The organism is Methylobacterium sp. D53M (genome assembly GCF_053345625.1).
In genome coordinates this window covers 1-16,581 of record NZ_JBKFAL010000029.1, presented here as the reverse complement: position 1 = coordinate 16,581, position 16,581 = coordinate 1, and the positions used below count along the sequence as shown (strand labels likewise).

Sequence of the window (16,581 nt, the reverse complement as noted above, 5' to 3'; positions counted from 1 at the left end):
GCCCACACACAGGTTAACGACACCGCTCAGGTCGCGGCGCACGCTCCTCAGCTGGCCGTGAGGTTCTGCGCCATGCGCTACTTCACCGATTTCACCGACGACCGCGGCCTGTCCCTCGACGAAGAGGGGCTGCCCTTCGCCGATCGTCACGAGGCGTGTCTGTCCGCGACCGAGGCCCTGATCGAGGCCGTGCATGACCGGCTCCGCGTCCGGGCGGACCGGCCGGCCCCCGGAGATGCGGGCCTGGTGCTGGAGGCGCGGGTCCGCGACGCGACCGGCAGCACGGTCTTCCGCGCCCGCCTCACCCTCGACCTGGACTGGCAGCCCGCCGACGGCTGAGCGCGGGCCCTACCAGCCGCAATTGGGGATCGGCGGCTGCGCCTTGGCCATGGCCGACTTCTCGATCGGCACCATCGCGCCCCAGGCGTATTTCTGGGCGTGGGGCGTGACGTTGGCGAAGAGGCAGCCGAGCTGGAAGTGGGTCGCGCCCATCTCGCCCGCGAAGCCCATGCAGTCCAGGAAGGTCCAGGTCTTCGGCACCGGGGTCATGGACCGCCAGCGCGGCATCGCCACGGGCGAGCAGACTTTGACCGCCCCGGTTCCGTCGTCGGCATTGAGCGCGTCCCCCTGGCTCTGCGCCGCGGAGGGGGCGAGGCCGAGCAGGAGGATTGCCGCGAGAAGCGCTCGGCCGGGGATCAGGGCGTGTCGGCTCATCGGGTCAGCGCATCGTCCACCACAGGGCCGCGAGGATCGCGAAGCCGAGAACGTTGTAGAGGATCGCCCAGATCCAGACACCCAGGACGGCGCGGCTCGGTTGCCGCGGTCTTGACCGGCCGGGCCGCAGGCGATTCCGGTCCTCCGGAGTCGGCCAGATCGCCGCCCGGGGCGCCTTGAGGAGCCGCGTCAGCACCTCCGGGAGGTGCGGGCCGGGCGGTGTCTCGCCGGTCATGGCGGTCTCCGATACGACGATGGCCCGGGCCGGGTCGCGCCCGCCCGGCGCCGGACCTGTCCGGGTGACCCGAGATCCGGCGGCAGTGCCGCTCACAGCACCGTGCCGGGTGCCTGCGGGTAGTACTGGTAGGCCCAGGTCTCGGACAGCAGCCGATCCCCGGATCTCAGCTGCAGACGCATCTCCACCGGATCCGGACCCTCGGCGTAGACCTTGAGAAAGACCCGCCAGGGGCTCGGCTTGCCGTAGGGCGCCCAGGTGGCGCCGACTTCCTCGACGCTGCCGCGCGACAGGGTGAGCGCGACCGTGGCCTTCTCGGGATCGAGGCCCGACAGGGCCGCGCCCTCGAATTCCAGCACGAACTGCCGCACGAGGTTGGCCCGGCTCGGGCGTCTGTCGGCATCCGCGAGCCACGCGGCCTTGGTGGCCCGGGTCGCGACGCACCGGGCGAGGTCGGTGGCGACCGGCTCCTTGACGGTCCAGCGCAGCCGGTAGGCGAAGCTGCGGTCCGACCCGGCCTGCGGCGCGTCGTCCGGCACCCAGAGAGCGACGATGTTGTCGTCGGTCTCCTGATGGGTCGGGATCTCCACGAGCTGGACGCTGCCGCGGCCCCAGTCGCCCTGCGGCTCGACCCAGATGTCGGGACGGTTCTCCTCGAAGCCGTCGTCGATGTAGTTCTCGTAGGCGCGGTCGCGCTGGAGCAGGCCGAAGCCCTTCGGCGACCGGTCCGCGAAGACGCTGACGCTGAGGCGGGGCGGGTTGTTGAGCGGCCGCCAGATCAGCTCGCCGGCGCCGGTCTGCATCAGCAGCCCGTCGGAATCGTGCACCTCGGGCCGCCAGTCGCTCGCGAGGAAGCGGCTCATGCCCTCCGAGTACCACAGCATCGAGGTCAGGGGCGCCATGCCGAACCGCTCGACCGCCTTGCGCATGTAGACCGTGCAGGCGACGTCGATGACGACGTGCGGCTCCTTCCGGGCGACGAAGCGGTAGGCGCCGGTGAGGCTCCGGCCCTCGAGGAGCGCCAGCACGGTCACGGCGCCGTCCGCGGCCGGGCTGACGTAGAAGCGCGTGAAGACCGGGAACTCCTCGGTCTTCCCGGGCCCGGGCGCCGTGTCGATCGCGATGCCCCGGGCCGAGGCCCCGTACTGGGCTCCGTCCCCGGCGGCGCGGAAGTACGACGCGCCCAGGAAGGCCAGCCAGTCGCCGTCGTCGCCCGGCTGCCCGGCGGGCGCCTTCTGGAACCGGAACCCCGCGAAGCCCGCCCCGTCCGGAACGTCCTTGGCCGGGTTGCCCGGCGGGTAGGTGAACAGGTCGTGGCTGTAGAGCACCTCGTGGGCCTGCCCGCCCTCCAGGGCGTAGACCTTCACGGGATGGCGGAAGAAGTTGCCGAGGTGGAAGAAGGTCACCGGGTACGGGCTGTCGGCGAACAGGGCGTGGCCCGGCGGGTAGCGGATCTCCTGGAGCGGCCCGTAGGTCAGGGCGTCGAGGGCCGCCGAGGCGGGCGCCTCCGGGGGCGGCGCGTAGGGCCGGTCGCGCAGCGTCCGGGCGAGATCCTTCAGCCGGTCGAGGTCCATGGGCTCGGGCGGTGCGAGGCGCGGCCCGCCGCCGGCGGCCCGGGCGAGGCCGGGATACGGCGCGAGGGCGAGGAGCCCGATGGCGGTCAGGACGCGGCGCGTGATCAAGCTGGAACCCCCGGATTCGGTCGGGCCTCGCGACCCGCGCCGCCCTCTAGCCACGCCGGCGCGGCGGCGCAATTTCCCGGCCGCGGCTCAGCTCCGCGGACCGCAGTTGCCGGTGCTGCCGTCGGTCGTCCAGAGGTTGGCGCCGCCCCCCGGCGGGCACTGCCCCGGCAGCGCCAGGGTGATCAGCTTCGCGAAGGTGTTGGCCTCGTCCTCGCCGTAGCCGATCTCGCCGACCATGCGGCCGGTCCTGTCGAACAGCGCCACGGTGGCGGAATGCTCCATCGTGTAGTCGCCGTCCTTAGTCGGCACGCGCTTGTAGGCGACGTGGTAGGCATCGGCCATGCGGGCGACCTGCTGCGGCGTGCCGACGAAGCCGCGGATCCGCGGGTCGAACGAGGCCAGGTACGCCCGCAGGGTGTCGGGCGTGTCCCGCTCCGGGTCGAGGGTGACGAAGACGACGTTGAGGCGGTCCGCGTCGCGGCCCATTCGGCCGAGGGCCGACGCCAGGGTCGCGAGCGTGGTCGGGCAGACATCCGGGCAGTGGGTGAAGCCGAAGAACAGGACGGACGGCTTGCCGCGGAGATCGGCCTGGGTCACCGGGCGGCCGTCGAGATCCGCCATCGTGAACGGGCCGCCGACCTTCCGGGAATGGCTGAACCGCGATCCCTGCTGGAGGACGATCGCCCCGGTGCCGGTGGCGATCACGGCGACGAGGGCGGCGGAGGCGATGAGGGCGAGAGGGCTCGGTGCCATGCTGTGACCTGCGACGGCGCGTCGGGGTGGCCGGTATCGATGCCGCCAATATGGGGTCCGTGTCGACAGGTGTGAGGCCGCGGCGCCCCGTGCGGGGCCGGACCTGGAGAGGCGACGACGTCAGGAACACGCCCGGGAGCGGCCGGTTGGCCAGGGTACGGGCGCTCGCGCCATCCGGCGCCGGGACACCCGGGCCGCGGGCCCGACCGTCCCCTCCGCGACCGTGCACGGGAGCCGCCCCAGATGGCCCAGCAGATCCCCGTCGACCCGCAGGCCCGGGCCGACGATCCCCGCCGCGACGCCGAGCGGGACGACGCCACCCACGCCATCGCCGACGACGTCGCCTATCAGCGCCACGTCCTGGTCAACGTCGTGTTCGTGGGGCCCCCCGGCGCGGGCGACCGGGGCTGGGTCCTGATCGATGCCGGCGTGATCGGCGCCAAGCGCGGGATCGAGGCCGCGGCCCGGGCCCGCTTCGGCGAAGGCGCCCGGCCGGCCGCGATCGTCCTGACCCACGGCCATTTCGACCATGTCGGCGTCCTGGAGGACCTCGCGGAGGACTGGGACGTCCCGGTCTACGTGCACGCCCTGGAGCGGCCCTATCTCGACGGCAGCGCCGCCTACCCGACGCCGGATCCGAGCGTCGGCGGCGGACTCCTCGGCCGTCTGTCGCCGCTGTTCCCGACGAGCCCGGTCGACGTCTCCGGGCGGCTCCGCCTCCTGCCGGAGGACGGTTCGGTGCCGCCCCTGCCCGGCTGGCGCTGGATCCACACGCCCGGCCACGCGCCGGGCCACGTCTCGCTCTGGCGCGAATCCGACCGGACGCTGATCGCGGGCGACGCCTTCATCACCACGGCGCAGGAATCCGCCTACGCGGTCGCGACGCAGGCGCCGGAGTTGCACGGGCCGCCGATGTACCTGACGATCGACTGGCCGGCGGCGCGCGCGTCGGTGCGGGCGCTCGCCGCGCTCGCCCCGGAGCGGGTTATCACCGGACACGGCCGGCCGCTCCAGGGCGCCGAGATGCGCCGCGCCCTCGACGCCCTGGCGGCGGATTTCGACCGGGTCGCGGTGCCGGAGACGGGCCGGTTCGTGGAGAACCCGCTCGGGGCCGCCGACGGCTCCGCCTACAGGGCGCCGCGCTGACCGGCGCGATGCGGCCGCGCGGGCGGAATCCCGCGCCTCACGAGGCCCGCGCGAGATCCTGGAACGGGGCCGGGGATCGCGCGGCGGCGAGCACGCCGTCCATCTCGGCCTTCGGCATGGCGTGGCCGAACAGGTAGCCCTGGCCGAAATGGCAGCCCTGTTCGGAGAGCCAGTCGAGGCTGGCGTCGGTCTCGATCCCCTCGGCGGTGGTGGAGAGGCCGAGGCTCGCCCCGAGCTTGATGATGGCGTCGACGAGCTTCGCCCGCTCGTCGCTCATCGTGATGGCGTCGACGTAGCTGCGGTCGATCTTCAGCTTGTCGAACTTCAGTTCGCGCAGGTGGTACAGGCTGGAATAGCCGGTTCCGAAATCGTCCAGCGCGATGCGCACGCCGAGTTCGCGCAGCGACAGCAGGGTCGTCCGGGTCGCCTCCAGGTCCTGGATCAGGGCGCTCTCGGTGATCTCGACCTCCAGGCGCTGCGGCGGGAAGCCGGTCTCGGTCAGGATCCCGAGGATGCGCTGGGCGAGCCACGCGTCCTGGAACTGCTGCGGGGCGATGTTCACCGCGAGGATCAGGTGCGGCGGCCAGGCCCGGGCATCCAGGCAGGCGCGGCGGATCAGGCTGTAGCTGAGATCCGCGATCATCCCGGTCTCCTCGGCCACCGGGATGAACTCGCTCGGGCCCACCACCCCGCGCGTCGGGTGGCGCCAGCGCGCCAGGACCTCGACCCCGACGATCTCCTTCTCGGGGAGCGACACCACCGGCTGGTAGAAGGGCTCAATCGCGCCCGTCTCGATGGCGAGGCGAAGTTCCGTCTCCATGCGGGCGCGGGCGCGCAGCTCCGCGTCCATGGCGCTGCGGAAGAAGCGGACATTGCCGCGCCCGTCCTTCTTGCCCTGGTACATGGCGAGGTCGGCCGCGTGCAGGATCGCGTCGGCGTCCCCGTGCTCGGCCGACACCGCGGCGACGCCGACCGTGGCCCCGACCTTCAGGTCGTTCTGGTTCCACGTCACCGGCTCGGCGATGCGCGCGATGACCGCCTGGGCGAGGCGCCGCAGCGCCTCGCTCTCGTAGCGGAGCGGGACCAGCATGGCGAACTCGTCGCCGCCCAGACGGGCCGCCAGGCCGCCCGACGGCACGAGCTGCTGGAGACGCTCGGCCACGGCGCACAGGACCGCGTTCCCGGCCGCGTGGCCGTAGAGGTCGTTGACCGGCTTGAACCGGTCGAGGTCGATGAGGAGCACCGCCGCGTCCGCGGCGCCCGGCGCGTGCGCTCGCTCCACGGTGTCGATGAAGCGGCGACGGTTCGCCAGACCGGTCAACCCGTCGTGCCGGGCGATCGCCTCGGCCTGTGCGGCGGCGGCAGCGCGCTCGAGCATGAGCCGCCGGAGGATGATCGATTTGCGGATGCTGGCGCCCCACTGCGCCACGCCCATGCAGGCGGCGAGCAGCAGCAGGTCCGTGAGGTTGTAGGTGGCGACGACGCTGTTCAGATACGCGAAGGTCCCGAGCGTGACGCCGACGAACCAGATCCCGACGCCGATCACGAGGAGGCACAGGGTCTCGTACAGCTCGCCGCGGCCCCAGGCTCTCGACGTCTCGATCGGCATGGTCAGGACCCGGTTTCCAACGTCAGAGCGAAGCATGCCGTCCGCTCATGCGCTGTAGATCAGCTCCGGACGCGGCAGCTTCTCTACATCTTTACGGGTCTTTGTCTTGGTTTAATTTGGATTAAATCGCGCCGCCACGCTGCGCGCGGCTCGGGGGCGCCGGTATGTCCCGTCGCGGGAAGAGATGGACAGGGCCGCGCCGTCACGCCTCGTCGACGGCGTTCGGACGCTGCGCGGCCGCGCGGCTCTCCTGGAGGGTGGCGGCGGCCTTGACGATCGACAGGATCCCGCCGCGGGTCGTCTCGTCGGTGATGCTGGTGAAGGCCAGGACGAGTTCCATGACCTTCGGATCCTCGAACAGGGCCGCGGGTCCGACGCGTCCGCCGCCGTTGTCCCGCGGATCCGCGAAGAACGTGTCCACCGGCACCCTCAGCAGGTCGGCGATGGCCTGAAGACGCCCTGCGCCGATGCGGTTGCGCCCCTTCTCGTACTTCTGAACCTGCTGGAAGCTGACGCCGATGGCCTGACCGAGATCGGTCTGGCTCAGGCCCTGTGCCACGCGGAGCGCCGCGATGCGGCCGCCGATCGAGCGATCGGTCTCGGTGGCGGACTTGGGCTTCGGGGAGGACGACATCGAACGGAAACCTTCAGCATGCTGGATGAGTGGCACTTACCCAGAGTCGCGGAAAAAAACACAACCGAAAACTGCTTAGCGCACCAATAAGTTGCGCAATTCCTAGTTGCACTGGACGCATGGCTTGGCTGTTGGTTGTACGCCCAGGGACGGTGAAACCGCAATGGTCAACTGTATCCGTCACGCAGCGCACAGACGGTTTCCCTCCTGCGCCTGTCTTCGCCGGCTACGGCAGCCTCTCAGTCGCCGTGCGCGACGATACATCGGAGATCGGTCGAAGGGGTGGTAAAGTACCGAGGCCTCCGATCGTCGTGGCGGACGGTGACGGATATGTGATGCGGCCGGCATTGTGGTGGGACTGCGGCCGCGGGTCTCCATCAAGACATCGGCGATGCAATTCACCGGCGCGAATGTCGCGGCCGGCGGGACACGCACCCCTGTTTCCGACATCGGGCCGCGTCTATCGCCGGCCTAAACACTTTAAGTCCCGGTCGAGAAAATCTATGAAATGATGTATTCACCGGCCAGGCTCGACGGTAGAGTCGGGCTCCCATCACAGCGCCCTCGTCGATGACCGACCTTCTCGTCACCCTCCAGGAGCCAGCCGAACCCGCCGGGCAGGCCGGGCCGGGATCCGAGACGTCGGCCCTGCGCGCGCATATCGCGCGGATTCTGCGCAGGCTGCCTCCCGCCAAGGCGACGAAGACGACCTGACCTCGACCGCCGGGAACGGCGCCGCGACCTGCCCGGACGGATCATCCGCTCGGGACGGGCGCCCGGTCCGGACACCCCTCCTAGGCGACGGCCTCAAGCGGCTGCGGCCGGGCGCGGACGCGATCAAGGATGTCGAGGGTGCGGATGCTGTCCGCGAGCGGCATGATCGGGCTCTCGCGGGCGCCGGCGAGCAGGCAGCGATGCACCTCGTCGATCTGATGCCGCAGCCCGAACCCGAGGTACGGCGTCGGGATCAGCGCGACGCGGCGGAAGTCCAGCGGCTGCAGGAGGCGTTTCGCGAAGGCCAGTCGGCCGATGGCCTGGCGGCGCGGCGGGGCACGGTCGGCGGGCGCCGGCGCGGCCGCGGTGCGCACGCGCGTGAGGAAGGGCGGGCACAGGAACTGCCGGTGCAGGTGGATGCGGCCGCGCGTGCCGACGATCACGGCGGCGTTGTCGGCCTCTCCGGTCGAGCCGCAGCTCAGGGTCGCGGTCCTGGCGTTCCAGCCGAGCGCGAGCGCGGCCTGCTGCGGCGCCGCACCGCCCCGATCGAGGCCGACGCCCGAGACCTCGGTGGGTGCGCCGAACAGGTGGAGCGCCAGCGACACGGGGTAGACTCCGAGATCGAGGATCACCCCGCCTTCGGCCGGAACGTCCGTCCGTCCGGGCGGGTTCGGCGCGCGGGGGAAGAACAGGCGGGCGTCGAGATGCAGGGGATCGCCGATCTCGCCCGCCTCCAGCATCGCCTTGGCCCGCACGACGCCGGGCGTGAAGCGCATCCACATCGCCTCCATGCAGAAGACGCCCTTCCGCCGCGCCGCCTCCGCGATGCGCCGCGCCTGCCCGCCCGAGAGCGCGATCGGCTTCTCGATCAGGACCGACTTGCCGGCCTCGATGCAGGCCAGCGCGCTGTCCATGTGGTCGCTGTTGGGCGTGGCGATGTAGACGACGTCGATATCCGGCCGCGCGGCCAGGGCCTCGACGCCGGCGACGGCGGCCGGCGCGCCGGACGCCTGGGGGAAGGCCGCGGCGAAGGCCTGGGCGCTCCCGGTGCTCCGCGCCCCGACGGCGGTGAGGCGCGCGTCCGGCCGCCCGAGAAGGTCGCTGACGAAGCGCTGGGCGATGACCCCGGTGCCGAGGACGCCCCACGAGACGGTCTGTGCCATGGCTAGAACCTGGATCTCAGCTGGATCACGGCGCCGCCGCCGGCATTCTGCATGGCGAGCGCGATCTCGGTGATGTGCAGCACGAACCGCGCCGGGAGCGGCGCCGGAACGCCTGCCCGGATCGCCGCGGCCTGGGCCGCGGGTCCGCGGGCGAAATCCATCTGCGACGGGTAGCTGGGCAGCTTGCCGCCGAAGCGGGGAGTCGGCAGCTTCCGACCGAGGAAGATCCGCCCGGGCAGGTAGCGCTGGATCCGGTGCAGCAGCCGGCCGAGCCGCCCGGGCGCCTCGCCGCTCGGCGAACGGAGATAGACCGGGCCCTGGCTGGCCCACGAATCGGTCACGGTCAGGACGCCCCGGTCGCCGATGATGTGCAGGGATCGGTCCTGCGGCGCGACGAGGCCGCAGGTGATCCGCGCGACGACGCCGGATCGGAACTCCAGGCACGCCGTCGAGAAGTCGTTGGCGACCGAGTCCGGGGGCTGGCCGGTGCCCTTGTCCGGGTACAGGCGCGACGCGAAGGCGGTCATGCGCTCGACCGGGCCGAACATCAGGCTCATCCAGGTCAGGTAGTAGCCGGCGTGCTCCAGGGTGCAGCCGACCCGGTACTCGTCCTCGGCCGGCCAGGGGGCGCCGGTCACGCTCCGCCATTCATGCACCGGCTCCCGGAACACCGGCCCGTCCTCCAGTTCGGCGTAGACGAGCCGGACCGACCCGACCTGGCCGGACGCGACGGCCTCCCGCACGGTCGCGCCCGCCTCGCCCAGGATGCTCGCGGGCGCGCCGCTCAGCGAGAGGCCCTTCGCCTCGGCGAGTTCCACCAGCGCTTCGGCCTGGGCGTACTCCATGGCGAGCGGCTTCTCGGAGTAGACGTGCTTGCCGGCCTCCAGGGCGGCCTTGGTCACGACGTAGTGACTGTGCGGATTGGTCAGGTTCAGGATGAGGCCGATCTCCGGCTCGGCGAGCAGGGCCTCGAGGCTGTCGAAGGCGCGGGCGTTGTAGTGACGGCAGAAGACGGCGCGCCGCTCCGGGTCCCGGTCGTAGACGCCGGCGAGGCGCAGTTCGGGGTGGTTCACGAGGGTCGTCATGTAGAAGTCGGCGACGTAACCGCAGCCGACGATCCCGATCTGCATCTCTGTCCCTGAAGGTCATCCGCACCGGATTCGGGTCGTAGCGGCAGCGCTCCGTTCCGCGCCTTCATCAATTGGGCGTAGGATCGACGCGCCGAGAGCTCAGCGACGCTCTCCGGAGCCCGAATTCGGCGCCCATGTCTCGGCAGTACACGGCGCTCGGGCCGCAGGCGCTGACACTGTTCGGTCGAACGCGCGTTTAACGCTCCGTTTACCGTACGGTCCGACAGTTCCGGTGCAACCGGAGCCCCGTGGACAGCCATGCTCGATGTCGCCTTCTGGTGGTGTGTGGCCGTGGCTTTGACAGGATCGGTCGGCCTCGTCGGCCTGGCCGTCGTCGCCGGCCGGAGCGGCCGCTCGCAGCCGCGCGGCCTCAAGCTTACCCGGACCGAGCCCCTCGTGCTCCGTCACTTCGGGCGCGCGTAGGTCGGCATTCGACCGGCACCGGCGGAGTGTCCGGCGTCTCAGATCTTTAAGTTCGCGGTCGGATCGGGTTCCCGCCGGGAAGATCCGTCGTGCCCAGGTCGCGCGAGGATCCCTGACCCTCAACCGGTTCACCCCGGTCGACGTAGCCGTCGGGCACCACCGCCTGGGATCCCTGCGATGGAAGGCGGGTCGGGATCGGGCCGGTCGCGGTCACCGGAACCGACGTAACCGAGGTCGTCGACGGCAGGATCGCGTGCCTCCGGGTGCCGCTCGACCCGCCGACCGGTCGGGCTTGCCACGGTGCGACATCACCGTTTCCGCGGGTTCGATCTCAGGTGAGCCGCTTCCCTTCGCGGCGCCGGACGCTGCCGGTGTCAGGTCAGGGACAGCGATCGAGGTCCGGCCGCCTCACGATCTCACCCGGAGCACGATCTTGCCTCCGAGCCGACCCTCCTCGGAGCGCGCGTGGGCGCTGGCGACCTCGTCGAGGGGAAACTCCAGGCCGACTCGCGGCACCACGAGGCCGCGCTCGAGGAGGCGCGTTACGGCGTCGAGCTTGCGGCCGTCCTGGCGCGAGAAGACGAAGTGGTAGGTGGCGTTCCGGCCCCAGGCGCCGATGAGGTTCTGAGGCGTCGCGGTGTCGACCAGGGTGACGACGCGCCCGTCCTCGCGGAGGATGCGTGGGGAGCGCGCGAGCGTGTCGCGGCCGATCGTGTCCAGGACGACGTCGACGCCCCTGCCCTCGGTCAGGCGATCGACGGCGTCCACATAGTCCTCGCGCTCGAAATCGATGACGGCGGAGGCGCCGAGCCGCTCGACGCGCGCCACGTCGCTGCCGCGCGCCGTCGCCAGGACCCGTGCCCCAATGGCCTTCGCGACCTGGACGGCGATCGCCCCGACGCCCCCGGCACCGCCGTGGACGAGGACGGTCTCTGTGACCTGCAATCGGGCCCGCTCGACCAGCCCTTCCCAGACGGTCACGCCGACGAGGCTGACGCTCGCGGCCTCGGAATGGGTGAGGTTGACCGGCTTGCGCGCGACGATGCCGGCATCCGCCACGTGGTACTCGGCGTACGATCCCGGACCGTCGAAGATCCGCGGCGTGTAATAGACCTCATCCCCCGCGCGGAACTCGGTCACGTCGGATCCGACCTGGTCGACGACGCCGGACACGTCGTGCCCGATGATGGCCGGCAGCGCGACCTGATCGGCGTAGTCGCCGCGGCGGATCTGGCAGTCGAGCGGGTTGATCGACGTGGCATGCACGGCCACGCGGACCTGCCGGGGTCCCGGCCGAGGGTCCGGCAGCTCCCGGAGCTCGAAGCTGTCCGGCCCCCCGAACTTCGTCAACACCATCGCCTTCAAGAGAGCCTCCCGTCCTGACCGGCCAACCTTGTGTCAGCCGGGCTGCGGGATGACGAACGCGTTCTCCTCAAGGGGTCGATGAGCTACGTTCAGCCATGACGATGCGGAGATCGCTTCCCCCGCTCGCGGCGCTCCGGGCCTTCGAGGCGGCCGGGCGCCGCCTGAGCTTCCGCGCTGCCGCCGACGAGCTGGGTGTCACGGCGACCGCCATCAGTCATCAGATCCGGCTTCTCGAGCAGACCCTGGGGCTGCGTCTCTTCCACCGCGAGACGCGCCGGGTCCGGCTGACCGTTGAGGGCACCGTTCTGCTGCCCGTGCTGCGCGACGGTTTCGACGCGTTCGCCCGAGCCATCGAAGAGATCCGCGGCCGGCACGCGGCCGGCGTTCTCACGCTCTCGGCCCCGACCGCCTTCGTCGCGAAGTGGCTCGTGCCTCGGCTTGCCGACTTCCGGGCCGCGCATCCCGATTGCGATCTGCGACTGCACGCGTCCGACAGCCTGCTCGACTTCGCCCGCGACGGCGTGGACGTCGCCGTCCGATACGGGCCCGGTCCCTATCCCGGCCTCGACGCGCACAGGCTGGTGGTCGACCGAGTCGCACCCGCTTGCAGTCCGCGTCTCGCCATTCGATCCAAGAGCGATCTGGCCCGCCACCCCCTGCTGCACTTCGAGTGGCCCGACCTGACCGACGAGACGCCGACCTGGCCGGCTTGGCTGCGGAAGGCCGGGATCACCGATATCGATGGCGGTGCGGGCATTCGCTTCAGCGACGAAGGCCACGTCATCCAGGCCGCGATCGCCGGTCAGGGTATAGCGCTGGTCTCGGTCGTACTGACCGCCGACGACCTGGCGAGCGGCACGCTGATTCAACCCTTCGGGCCCGTCCTCGACGCGCACCCCTACTGGGTCGTCCACCCGCGACATCCGGCCCAGGCGGGACGCATCGGGGTGCTGATCGACTGGCTGCGCAACGCAGCCATCCGTTGACGCGGGACCATGTGGCGAGGTCTGTATGAAGGTTCGCGAGCGGCCATCCGCCGGCGGTTCGGCAATCTTTGTTCGGGGCGGGACCCGGCATCTCGACAATGATGCGGCGACCGTCCGAAGCGTTGGCCCAAACTCCCCGCTCGATCGCAGTGCTCGTCGTGGAGCGAAATTTTCGCCGATCGCCGGTAAATCTCGGCGGCATAGCAAGCCTAAATCCAGTGTCCGGTAAAACCGAAGCTTAAGTCGGAAGGACAGGCGATGCTGTGTCGTAAAGGCTTGCATGAAGACGTTCGACGGGGCCTGTTGCAAGCCCGTCAAGGCAGTCAACGACGAAGGAGTGCGAATCTGAGATCTTTCGCGATCGATCGCCATCGTGGACGGCCGTTGTGAACCGCCCGATAGGTTCCGCCGGCGACACGTGCCGACAGGCCCTGGAGCGCCTCTAGGCGCGTCTCAGTTCGATAGATCGCTTCGCGCTTCTCGAGCTGGTCAAGCGCGCTGCGAAAGAAAGCGGCCGCCCTTGCCCGATCGAAGAGTGGAAAATGCTCAGCCGTCGCTTCCGGAAGCCGTTCGACGATATCGATCATGGCGGTCGTGGCTTCCCTGTAGGGATCCAAGCCCCCAGCTACCGTCCTCCGACCCGCGCTCCGCTCGCGCTCACCGTGTCCGAACAGATTATGGGCGTGCTGCCGATAGCGGACCAGGGGTACATCGATCTCGACGGTCTGACCGACGACTTGCGCCAGGAACATTACCCAACGGTCGTGAGCGATCATCTCGCTGGGGACAATGAAATCGATAAAACGGTCATCGACATCCCACAGATCCAAGAGTTCCCGTCGAAAGACGATCGAAAATCCGAAGAACGTCAACCACGGATCGTAGGTGAGCGGTTTTCTGAGGCCGGTACGATGAATGCCTTGCCGAAAGACGCCAAGCTCGCGATTGCTGGAGTCGATAGTGATGGCCGTATGGGCGATCATCGAGACGCTGCGATCGTCCAGATAGGGCGAGCAAAACTCGATCTTCTTCGTGTCCCAGATATCGTCCTGATCGCAGAAGGCGACGAATTTTCCACGCGCCAACCGAGCGGCTCTCAAGAAATTGCTTCGAAAGCCGAGCGCGGGCACGTTCTCATGGATTTTGAACTCGATTGCGCTGCCGCAAGAGAAATTTCGGACAATTTCCAGCGTGTTATCCGTAGATGCGTCGTCGGAAACGATGATCTCAAGAGGATGTACTGTTTGTCCGACGAGAGTTTCGAGCTGTTCGCGGATAAATCTCGATCCGTTATGCGTGGCAAGAACAACAGAAACACCATGTTCATATCGCATGATGATGTCCTGACGAAACGGATTGCTATCTTCTGCGGTCGGAGCAACAATCAGACCATCTCTCGGTCACGGGTGGCCTCTCGAGTTCTTGCTATCGAGTGAGCGCGTATTCATTTGGGGCCACAGTCTTAATCGAACGGACTTGGATGCAAATAAATGAACGGAGCTGTGGCGGCCGAAGCAGATATTTTGCTCCATTCTCTTGGTAAGATGCCGACCAAGAACGTCTTTCTTGAACTCGAGAGTGGCGCTTTGCGCCGACGCGGAGGCTGTTGATTTATCATCTTAGTCGTCGGTACTGTCTATAGCCTTCGCCACAAAAAGCAAGAGCGCTAATGAAGTTCTTGTTCTGCACGTTCCGATCATTGACCTGTACCCGCCGGGGGCCGGAAGGGATATCGACGCGGCCGGATGACGGCGTGCGCTCCGACAGATCTGCGACGCCGAAGCTGACCGGCGGGAATCCACGCCACGTTGCCGACTCGCAAGCTACCCAACCCAGGCGTTCGGAGAGCGGTCGTTGCCTGCCGAAAGCCGCCACTTATCGATCGTCCAGCAACCTCGGATTGAAGGCGCGGTTGGCATCCCACTAAGGAATCCCATTCGCCCCGTGGTCTCGGTAGCCGGATCGAGCGAGAAGGCGATCATGATAGGCCGAGACGGCGGGATAGCTCGGGCGCTCCATTGGCGTCATGCGCCAACGGTTTACGGACAAGCCGAGAACGACATCCGCCAACGTGAAGGCTCCTCCGGTCACATAAGCTCCGGTTGAGGAGAGATGGTGGTCAAGGATCCCCATATTCGCGTTCCAGGCCTCGACCCCCGCCACTATCCGGTCTGGATCGGCGTAGGCCGGATCACGACGAACGAGGCCGAGGAAAGCCGCCCGCCAAGACGCGTTCAACTCGGTCGCTTGCCAGTCCATCCATTGTTCAACCAGAGCGCGTCCACGTGGGTCAGCAGGGAGCAGATCCGTCCGAGTGGCGCTCGCAGCGAGGTAGCGGCAGATCGTATTTGACTCCCACAAGGCCCCTGCCGCGTCTTCAATCACGGGCACGAGGCCGTTCGGGTTGCGAGCCAGAAATTCCGGGGTATCCGTTGCTTGGAAATCGCTGCCGTAGTCCTGGCGATCGTAATCCAATCCGATCTCGGCACAGGTCCAAAGCACCTTGCGAACATTGATCGAACTGGCCTTGCCGAGAATGCGGATCATGGGAGCGGGTTAGCCAACGCTGGAATGATGAAGAGACGACCACAGAGGGCGTGGTTGCATCTTCCACCCGCGGAGTTAACCGCCCTTGTCTCAGGTGCGCAAAGCGGATGCAGCGAGCGACCTCGAGAGGATCTCGAGCGATGTCCACGGCTACGCCCGCTTCGATGCGTCCACAATCCAGATGCGGTCGGGCAGGGAACCATCCATCTAAGACGTTGGGGAGAGCCATGCGCCGCGGCAGAAGCTGGCCGAAAGATGCCGGTCTGCTCCGGAGTGAAACTGCCGGAAAAGTCGACACCTCCTGTCGCACGTCGTCAGAACACCGCGTGGTCGCCGCGCTCGGCGACCGCCTCGCCACGGACCACGCGCGCATAGTAGTCGAAGAGCGTCTCCGATCCCGTCGACGGAGTGGCCTGGGCATCGTATCGCCCGGTCGCCGGGTCCAGGACGAGCATGGACTCCGTCGCGTAGTAGCGCCCGATCCGCGCGAGTTCGGCCTTGGCGGCCAGGGCCGGTACCCATCGGCCCATCGTCGTCAGAACGGCGACGATCGCGTCCAGCAGCACGACCGGAATGTGCGTGAAGCGCGGTTCGCGCCCCAGAAGGGCGAAGAGCCGCTCGCCCTGCGCGCGCGGCGTGATCGCCTCGCCCGGGCCGCCGATCGGCAGAACGCGATTGCGGCGGTCCCCATCGTCGAGGCAGTCCGCGAGATAGCGGCCAAGGTCGTCGTCGCTGATCGGCTTGCAGGCCGTCAAGGTCCCGTCCCCGAACACCAGAAATGGCTTGCCGCGTTTCACGCGTTCGATCTGTCCCGAGAGCGATTTGAAGAAGGCGGTGGGCCGAACGATCGTGTAGTCGAGCCCCGATGCGATCAGCTCTGCCTCGAAGGCGCGCTTGGCGCGCTGAAAAGCGAGGATCGGCTTCTGGACGCAGATCGCCGACAGAAGCACGACATGCGTGACGCCGGCCGTCCGACCCGCGTGCAAGGCCTCGACCTGCGCGCCGTAATCGATCGCCCAGGCATCGTCGGGCAGCCCCGTGCGCGAGGCGAGGCACGACACCAGGGCGTCGAAGCGTTCGCCGCGGACACCGTCGCGCGCCAGCGACACCGTGTCGGTCAGATCCACGATGCGCGCGGTAGCGCCTGACGGGATCGCGGTTTCGGCAGGGCGCCTGACGAGGCAGACGACCTCGTGGCCGCGCGAGACCAGTGCCCGAACCGTTGCCCGGCCGATTGTGCCGGTCGCTCCCAGGAAGAGGACACGGCGCGGCCTCACACCGTCCGGTCGATCCGCTTTCATGATCGCTTCATCACGACGTTCAACCATCCTAGCGCGACGGCGGCGCTTGCGCTGCCCCGTCGAACGGCGAAAGCGAAGATACGACGGGATCCGCAGAATGATCCGCGTCAATCTTGACGTTCAGCTGCGCGAGACCGCCTGTCCAGTGTCGACCCTTGGCCTGAGGTGGCTTCCGCTCT

17 protein-coding genes are annotated in these 16,581 nt (G+C 68.8%); 5 read left to right on the top strand and 12 right to left on the bottom strand.

Features of this window, described 5'->3' with window-relative positions; translation table 11 throughout:
* Nucleotides 1-72: 72 nt before the first annotated feature.
* Nucleotides 73-339 carry a DUF6894 family protein gene (locus tag ACLBYG_RS26990; protein WP_447683499.1) on the top strand — a complete coding sequence of 89 codons (267 nt, stop codon included), beginning with the start codon at nucleotides 73-75 and terminating at the stop codon, nucleotides 337-339.
* Nucleotides 340-348: 9 nt separating this feature from the next.
* Here the strand turns inward: ACLBYG_RS26990 and ACLBYG_RS26985 are convergent, their stop codons facing one another.
* The 4 genes from ACLBYG_RS26985 to ACLBYG_RS26970 form a co-directional block, all read right to left on the bottom strand.
* Nucleotides 349-714 (bottom strand): hypothetical protein, encoded by a 366-nt coding sequence (locus tag ACLBYG_RS26985; RefSeq protein ID WP_447683498.1) that lies wholly within the window; start codon nucleotides 712-714, stop codon nucleotides 349-351.
* Between the two features lie 4 nt (nucleotides 715-718).
* A complete protein-coding gene (locus ACLBYG_RS26980) occupies nucleotides 719-949 on the bottom strand; it encodes a hypothetical protein (RefSeq protein WP_091976355.1) in 231 nt (76 codons plus the stop codon).
* Between the two features lie 92 nt (nucleotides 950-1,041).
* A complete protein-coding gene (locus ACLBYG_RS26975) occupies nucleotides 1,042-2,631 on the bottom strand; it encodes a glucan biosynthesis protein (protein ID WP_447683497.1) in 1,590 nt (529 codons plus the stop codon).
* An 87-nt stretch (nucleotides 2,632-2,718) separates the two neighbouring features.
* Nucleotides 2,719-3,384 (bottom strand): SCO family protein, encoded by a 666-nt coding sequence (locus ACLBYG_RS26970; protein ID WP_020095041.1) that lies wholly within the window; start codon nucleotides 3,382-3,384, stop codon nucleotides 2,719-2,721.
* Between the two features lie 243 nt (nucleotides 3,385-3,627).
* Here ACLBYG_RS26970 and ACLBYG_RS26965 point away from each other — a divergent pair, with 243 nt between their 5' ends.
* Nucleotides 3,628-4,530, top strand: coding sequence for an MBL fold metallo-hydrolase (locus ACLBYG_RS26965; RefSeq protein WP_447683496.1), 903 nt, complete (start codon nucleotides 3,628-3,630; stop codon nucleotides 4,528-4,530).
* A gap of 37 nt (nucleotides 4,531-4,567) precedes the next feature.
* Here the strand turns inward: ACLBYG_RS26965 and ACLBYG_RS26960 are convergent, their stop codons facing one another.
* Together ACLBYG_RS26960 and ACLBYG_RS26955 are read right to left on the bottom strand one after the other, a co-directional pair.
* Nucleotides 4,568-6,175, bottom strand: coding sequence for a putative bifunctional diguanylate cyclase/phosphodiesterase (locus tag ACLBYG_RS26960; RefSeq protein ID WP_447683495.1), 1,608 nt, complete (start codon nucleotides 6,173-6,175; stop codon nucleotides 4,568-4,570).
* A gap of 166 nt (nucleotides 6,176-6,341) precedes the next feature.
* On the bottom strand, nucleotides 6,342-6,773 hold the full coding sequence (locus tag ACLBYG_RS26955) for a helix-turn-helix domain-containing protein (RefSeq protein ID WP_447683494.1): 432 nt from the start codon (nucleotides 6,771-6,773) through the stop codon (nucleotides 6,342-6,344).
* 570 nt (nucleotides 6,774-7,343) lie between these two features.
* Between ACLBYG_RS26955 and ACLBYG_RS26950 the strand changes: the two genes are divergently transcribed.
* Nucleotides 7,344-7,487, top strand: a complete 144-nt coding sequence (locus ACLBYG_RS26950) for a hypothetical protein (protein WP_020095037.1) — start codon at nucleotides 7,344-7,346, stop codon at nucleotides 7,485-7,487.
* A gap of 80 nt (nucleotides 7,488-7,567) precedes the next feature.
* On the opposite strand, the gene ACLBYG_RS26945 is transcribed toward ACLBYG_RS26950, so the two are convergent.
* Nucleotides 7,568-8,650 (bottom strand): Gfo/Idh/MocA family protein, encoded by a 1,083-nt coding sequence (locus ACLBYG_RS26945; protein WP_447683493.1) that lies wholly within the window; start codon nucleotides 8,648-8,650, stop codon nucleotides 7,568-7,570.
* A gap of 2 nt (nucleotides 8,651-8,652) precedes the next feature.
* On the bottom strand, nucleotides 8,653-9,780 hold the full coding sequence (locus ACLBYG_RS26940; protein WP_056527789.1) for a Gfo/Idh/MocA family protein: 1,128 nt from the start codon (nucleotides 9,778-9,780) through the stop codon (nucleotides 8,653-8,655).
* 258 nt (nucleotides 9,781-10,038) lie between these two features.
* Here ACLBYG_RS26940 and ACLBYG_RS26935 point away from each other — a divergent pair, with 258 nt between their 5' ends.
* Nucleotides 10,039-10,203: a hypothetical protein gene (locus ACLBYG_RS26935; RefSeq protein WP_165923078.1), complete on the top strand. Its 165-nt coding sequence runs from the start codon at nucleotides 10,039-10,041 to the stop codon at nucleotides 10,201-10,203.
* Nucleotides 10,204-10,611: 408 nt separating this feature from the next.
* On the opposite strand, the gene ACLBYG_RS26930 is transcribed toward ACLBYG_RS26935, so the two are convergent.
* Nucleotides 10,612-11,568: a zinc-dependent alcohol dehydrogenase family protein gene (locus tag ACLBYG_RS26930; RefSeq protein ID WP_447683492.1), complete on the bottom strand. Its 957-nt coding sequence runs from the start codon at nucleotides 11,566-11,568 to the stop codon at nucleotides 10,612-10,614.
* A gap of 95 nt (nucleotides 11,569-11,663) precedes the next feature.
* On the opposite strand from ACLBYG_RS26930, the gene gcvA reads away from it, so the two are divergent.
* A complete protein-coding gene (gcvA, locus tag ACLBYG_RS26925) occupies nucleotides 11,664-12,554 on the top strand; it encodes a transcriptional regulator GcvA (protein WP_447683491.1) in 891 nt (296 codons plus the stop codon).
* Between the two features lie 323 nt (nucleotides 12,555-12,877).
* Here the strand turns inward: gcvA and ACLBYG_RS26920 are convergent, their stop codons facing one another.
* From ACLBYG_RS26920 to ACLBYG_RS26910, 3 genes are all read right to left on the bottom strand, one after another.
* Nucleotides 12,878-13,888, bottom strand: a complete 1,011-nt coding sequence (locus ACLBYG_RS26920; RefSeq protein WP_447683490.1) for a glycosyltransferase — start codon at nucleotides 13,886-13,888, stop codon at nucleotides 12,878-12,880.
* 589 nt (nucleotides 13,889-14,477) lie between these two features.
* Nucleotides 14,478-15,101, bottom strand: coding sequence for a glutathione S-transferase family protein (locus ACLBYG_RS26915; RefSeq protein WP_447683489.1), 624 nt, complete (start codon nucleotides 15,099-15,101; stop codon nucleotides 14,478-14,480).
* A gap of 314 nt (nucleotides 15,102-15,415) precedes the next feature.
* Nucleotides 15,416-16,402, bottom strand: coding sequence for an NAD(P)H-binding protein (locus tag ACLBYG_RS26910; protein WP_447683522.1), 987 nt, complete (start codon nucleotides 16,400-16,402; stop codon nucleotides 15,416-15,418).
* Nucleotides 16,403-16,581 lie beyond the last annotated feature (179 nt).

Bases quoted from the DNA above. Each gene is read 5' to 3' on its own strand.
- ACLBYG_RS26990 (WP_447683499.1), top strand. From the start codon at position 73: ATGCGCTACTTCACCGATTTCACCGACGACCGCGGCCTGTCCCTCGAC.
- ACLBYG_RS26985 (WP_447683498.1), bottom strand. From the start codon at position 714: ATGAGCCGACACGCCCTGATCCCCGGCCGAGCGCTTCTCGCGGCAATC.
- ACLBYG_RS26980 (WP_091976355.1), bottom strand. From the start codon at position 949: ATGACCGGCGAGACACCGCCCGGCCCGCACCTCCCGGAGGTGCTGACG.
- ACLBYG_RS26970 (WP_020095041.1), bottom strand. From the start codon at position 3,384: ATGGCACCGAGCCCTCTCGCCCTCATCGCCTCCGCCGCCCTCGTCGCC.
- ACLBYG_RS26965 (WP_447683496.1), top strand. From the start codon at position 3,628: ATGGCCCAGCAGATCCCCGTCGACCCGCAGGCCCGGGCCGACGATCCC.
- ACLBYG_RS26960 (WP_447683495.1), bottom strand. From the start codon at position 6,175: ATGCTTCGCTCTGACGTTGGAAACCGGGTCCTGACCATGCCGATCGAG.
- ACLBYG_RS26955 (WP_447683494.1), bottom strand. From the start codon at position 6,773: ATGTCGTCCTCCCCGAAGCCCAAGTCCGCCACCGAGACCGATCGCTCG.
- ACLBYG_RS26950 (WP_020095037.1), top strand. From the start codon at position 7,344: ATGACCGACCTTCTCGTCACCCTCCAGGAGCCAGCCGAACCCGCCGGG.
- ACLBYG_RS26945 (WP_447683493.1), bottom strand. From the start codon at position 8,650: ATGGCACAGACCGTCTCGTGGGGCGTCCTCGGCACCGGGGTCATCGCC.
- ACLBYG_RS26940 (WP_056527789.1), bottom strand. From the start codon at position 9,780: ATGCAGATCGGGATCGTCGGCTGCGGTTACGTCGCCGACTTCTACATG.
- ACLBYG_RS26935 (WP_165923078.1), top strand. From the start codon at position 10,039: ATGCTCGATGTCGCCTTCTGGTGGTGTGTGGCCGTGGCTTTGACAGGA.
- gcvA (WP_447683491.1), top strand. From the start codon at position 11,664: ATGACGATGCGGAGATCGCTTCCCCCGCTCGCGGCGCTCCGGGCCTTC.
- ACLBYG_RS26920 (WP_447683490.1), bottom strand. From the start codon at position 13,888: ATGCGATATGAACATGGTGTTTCTGTTGTTCTTGCCACGCATAACGGA.
- ACLBYG_RS26915 (WP_447683489.1), bottom strand. From the start codon at position 15,101: ATGATCCGCATTCTCGGCAAGGCCAGTTCGATCAATGTTCGCAAGGTG.
- ACLBYG_RS26910 (WP_447683522.1), bottom strand. From the start codon at position 16,402: ATGAAAGCGGATCGACCGGACGGTGTGAGGCCGCGCCGTGTCCTCTTC.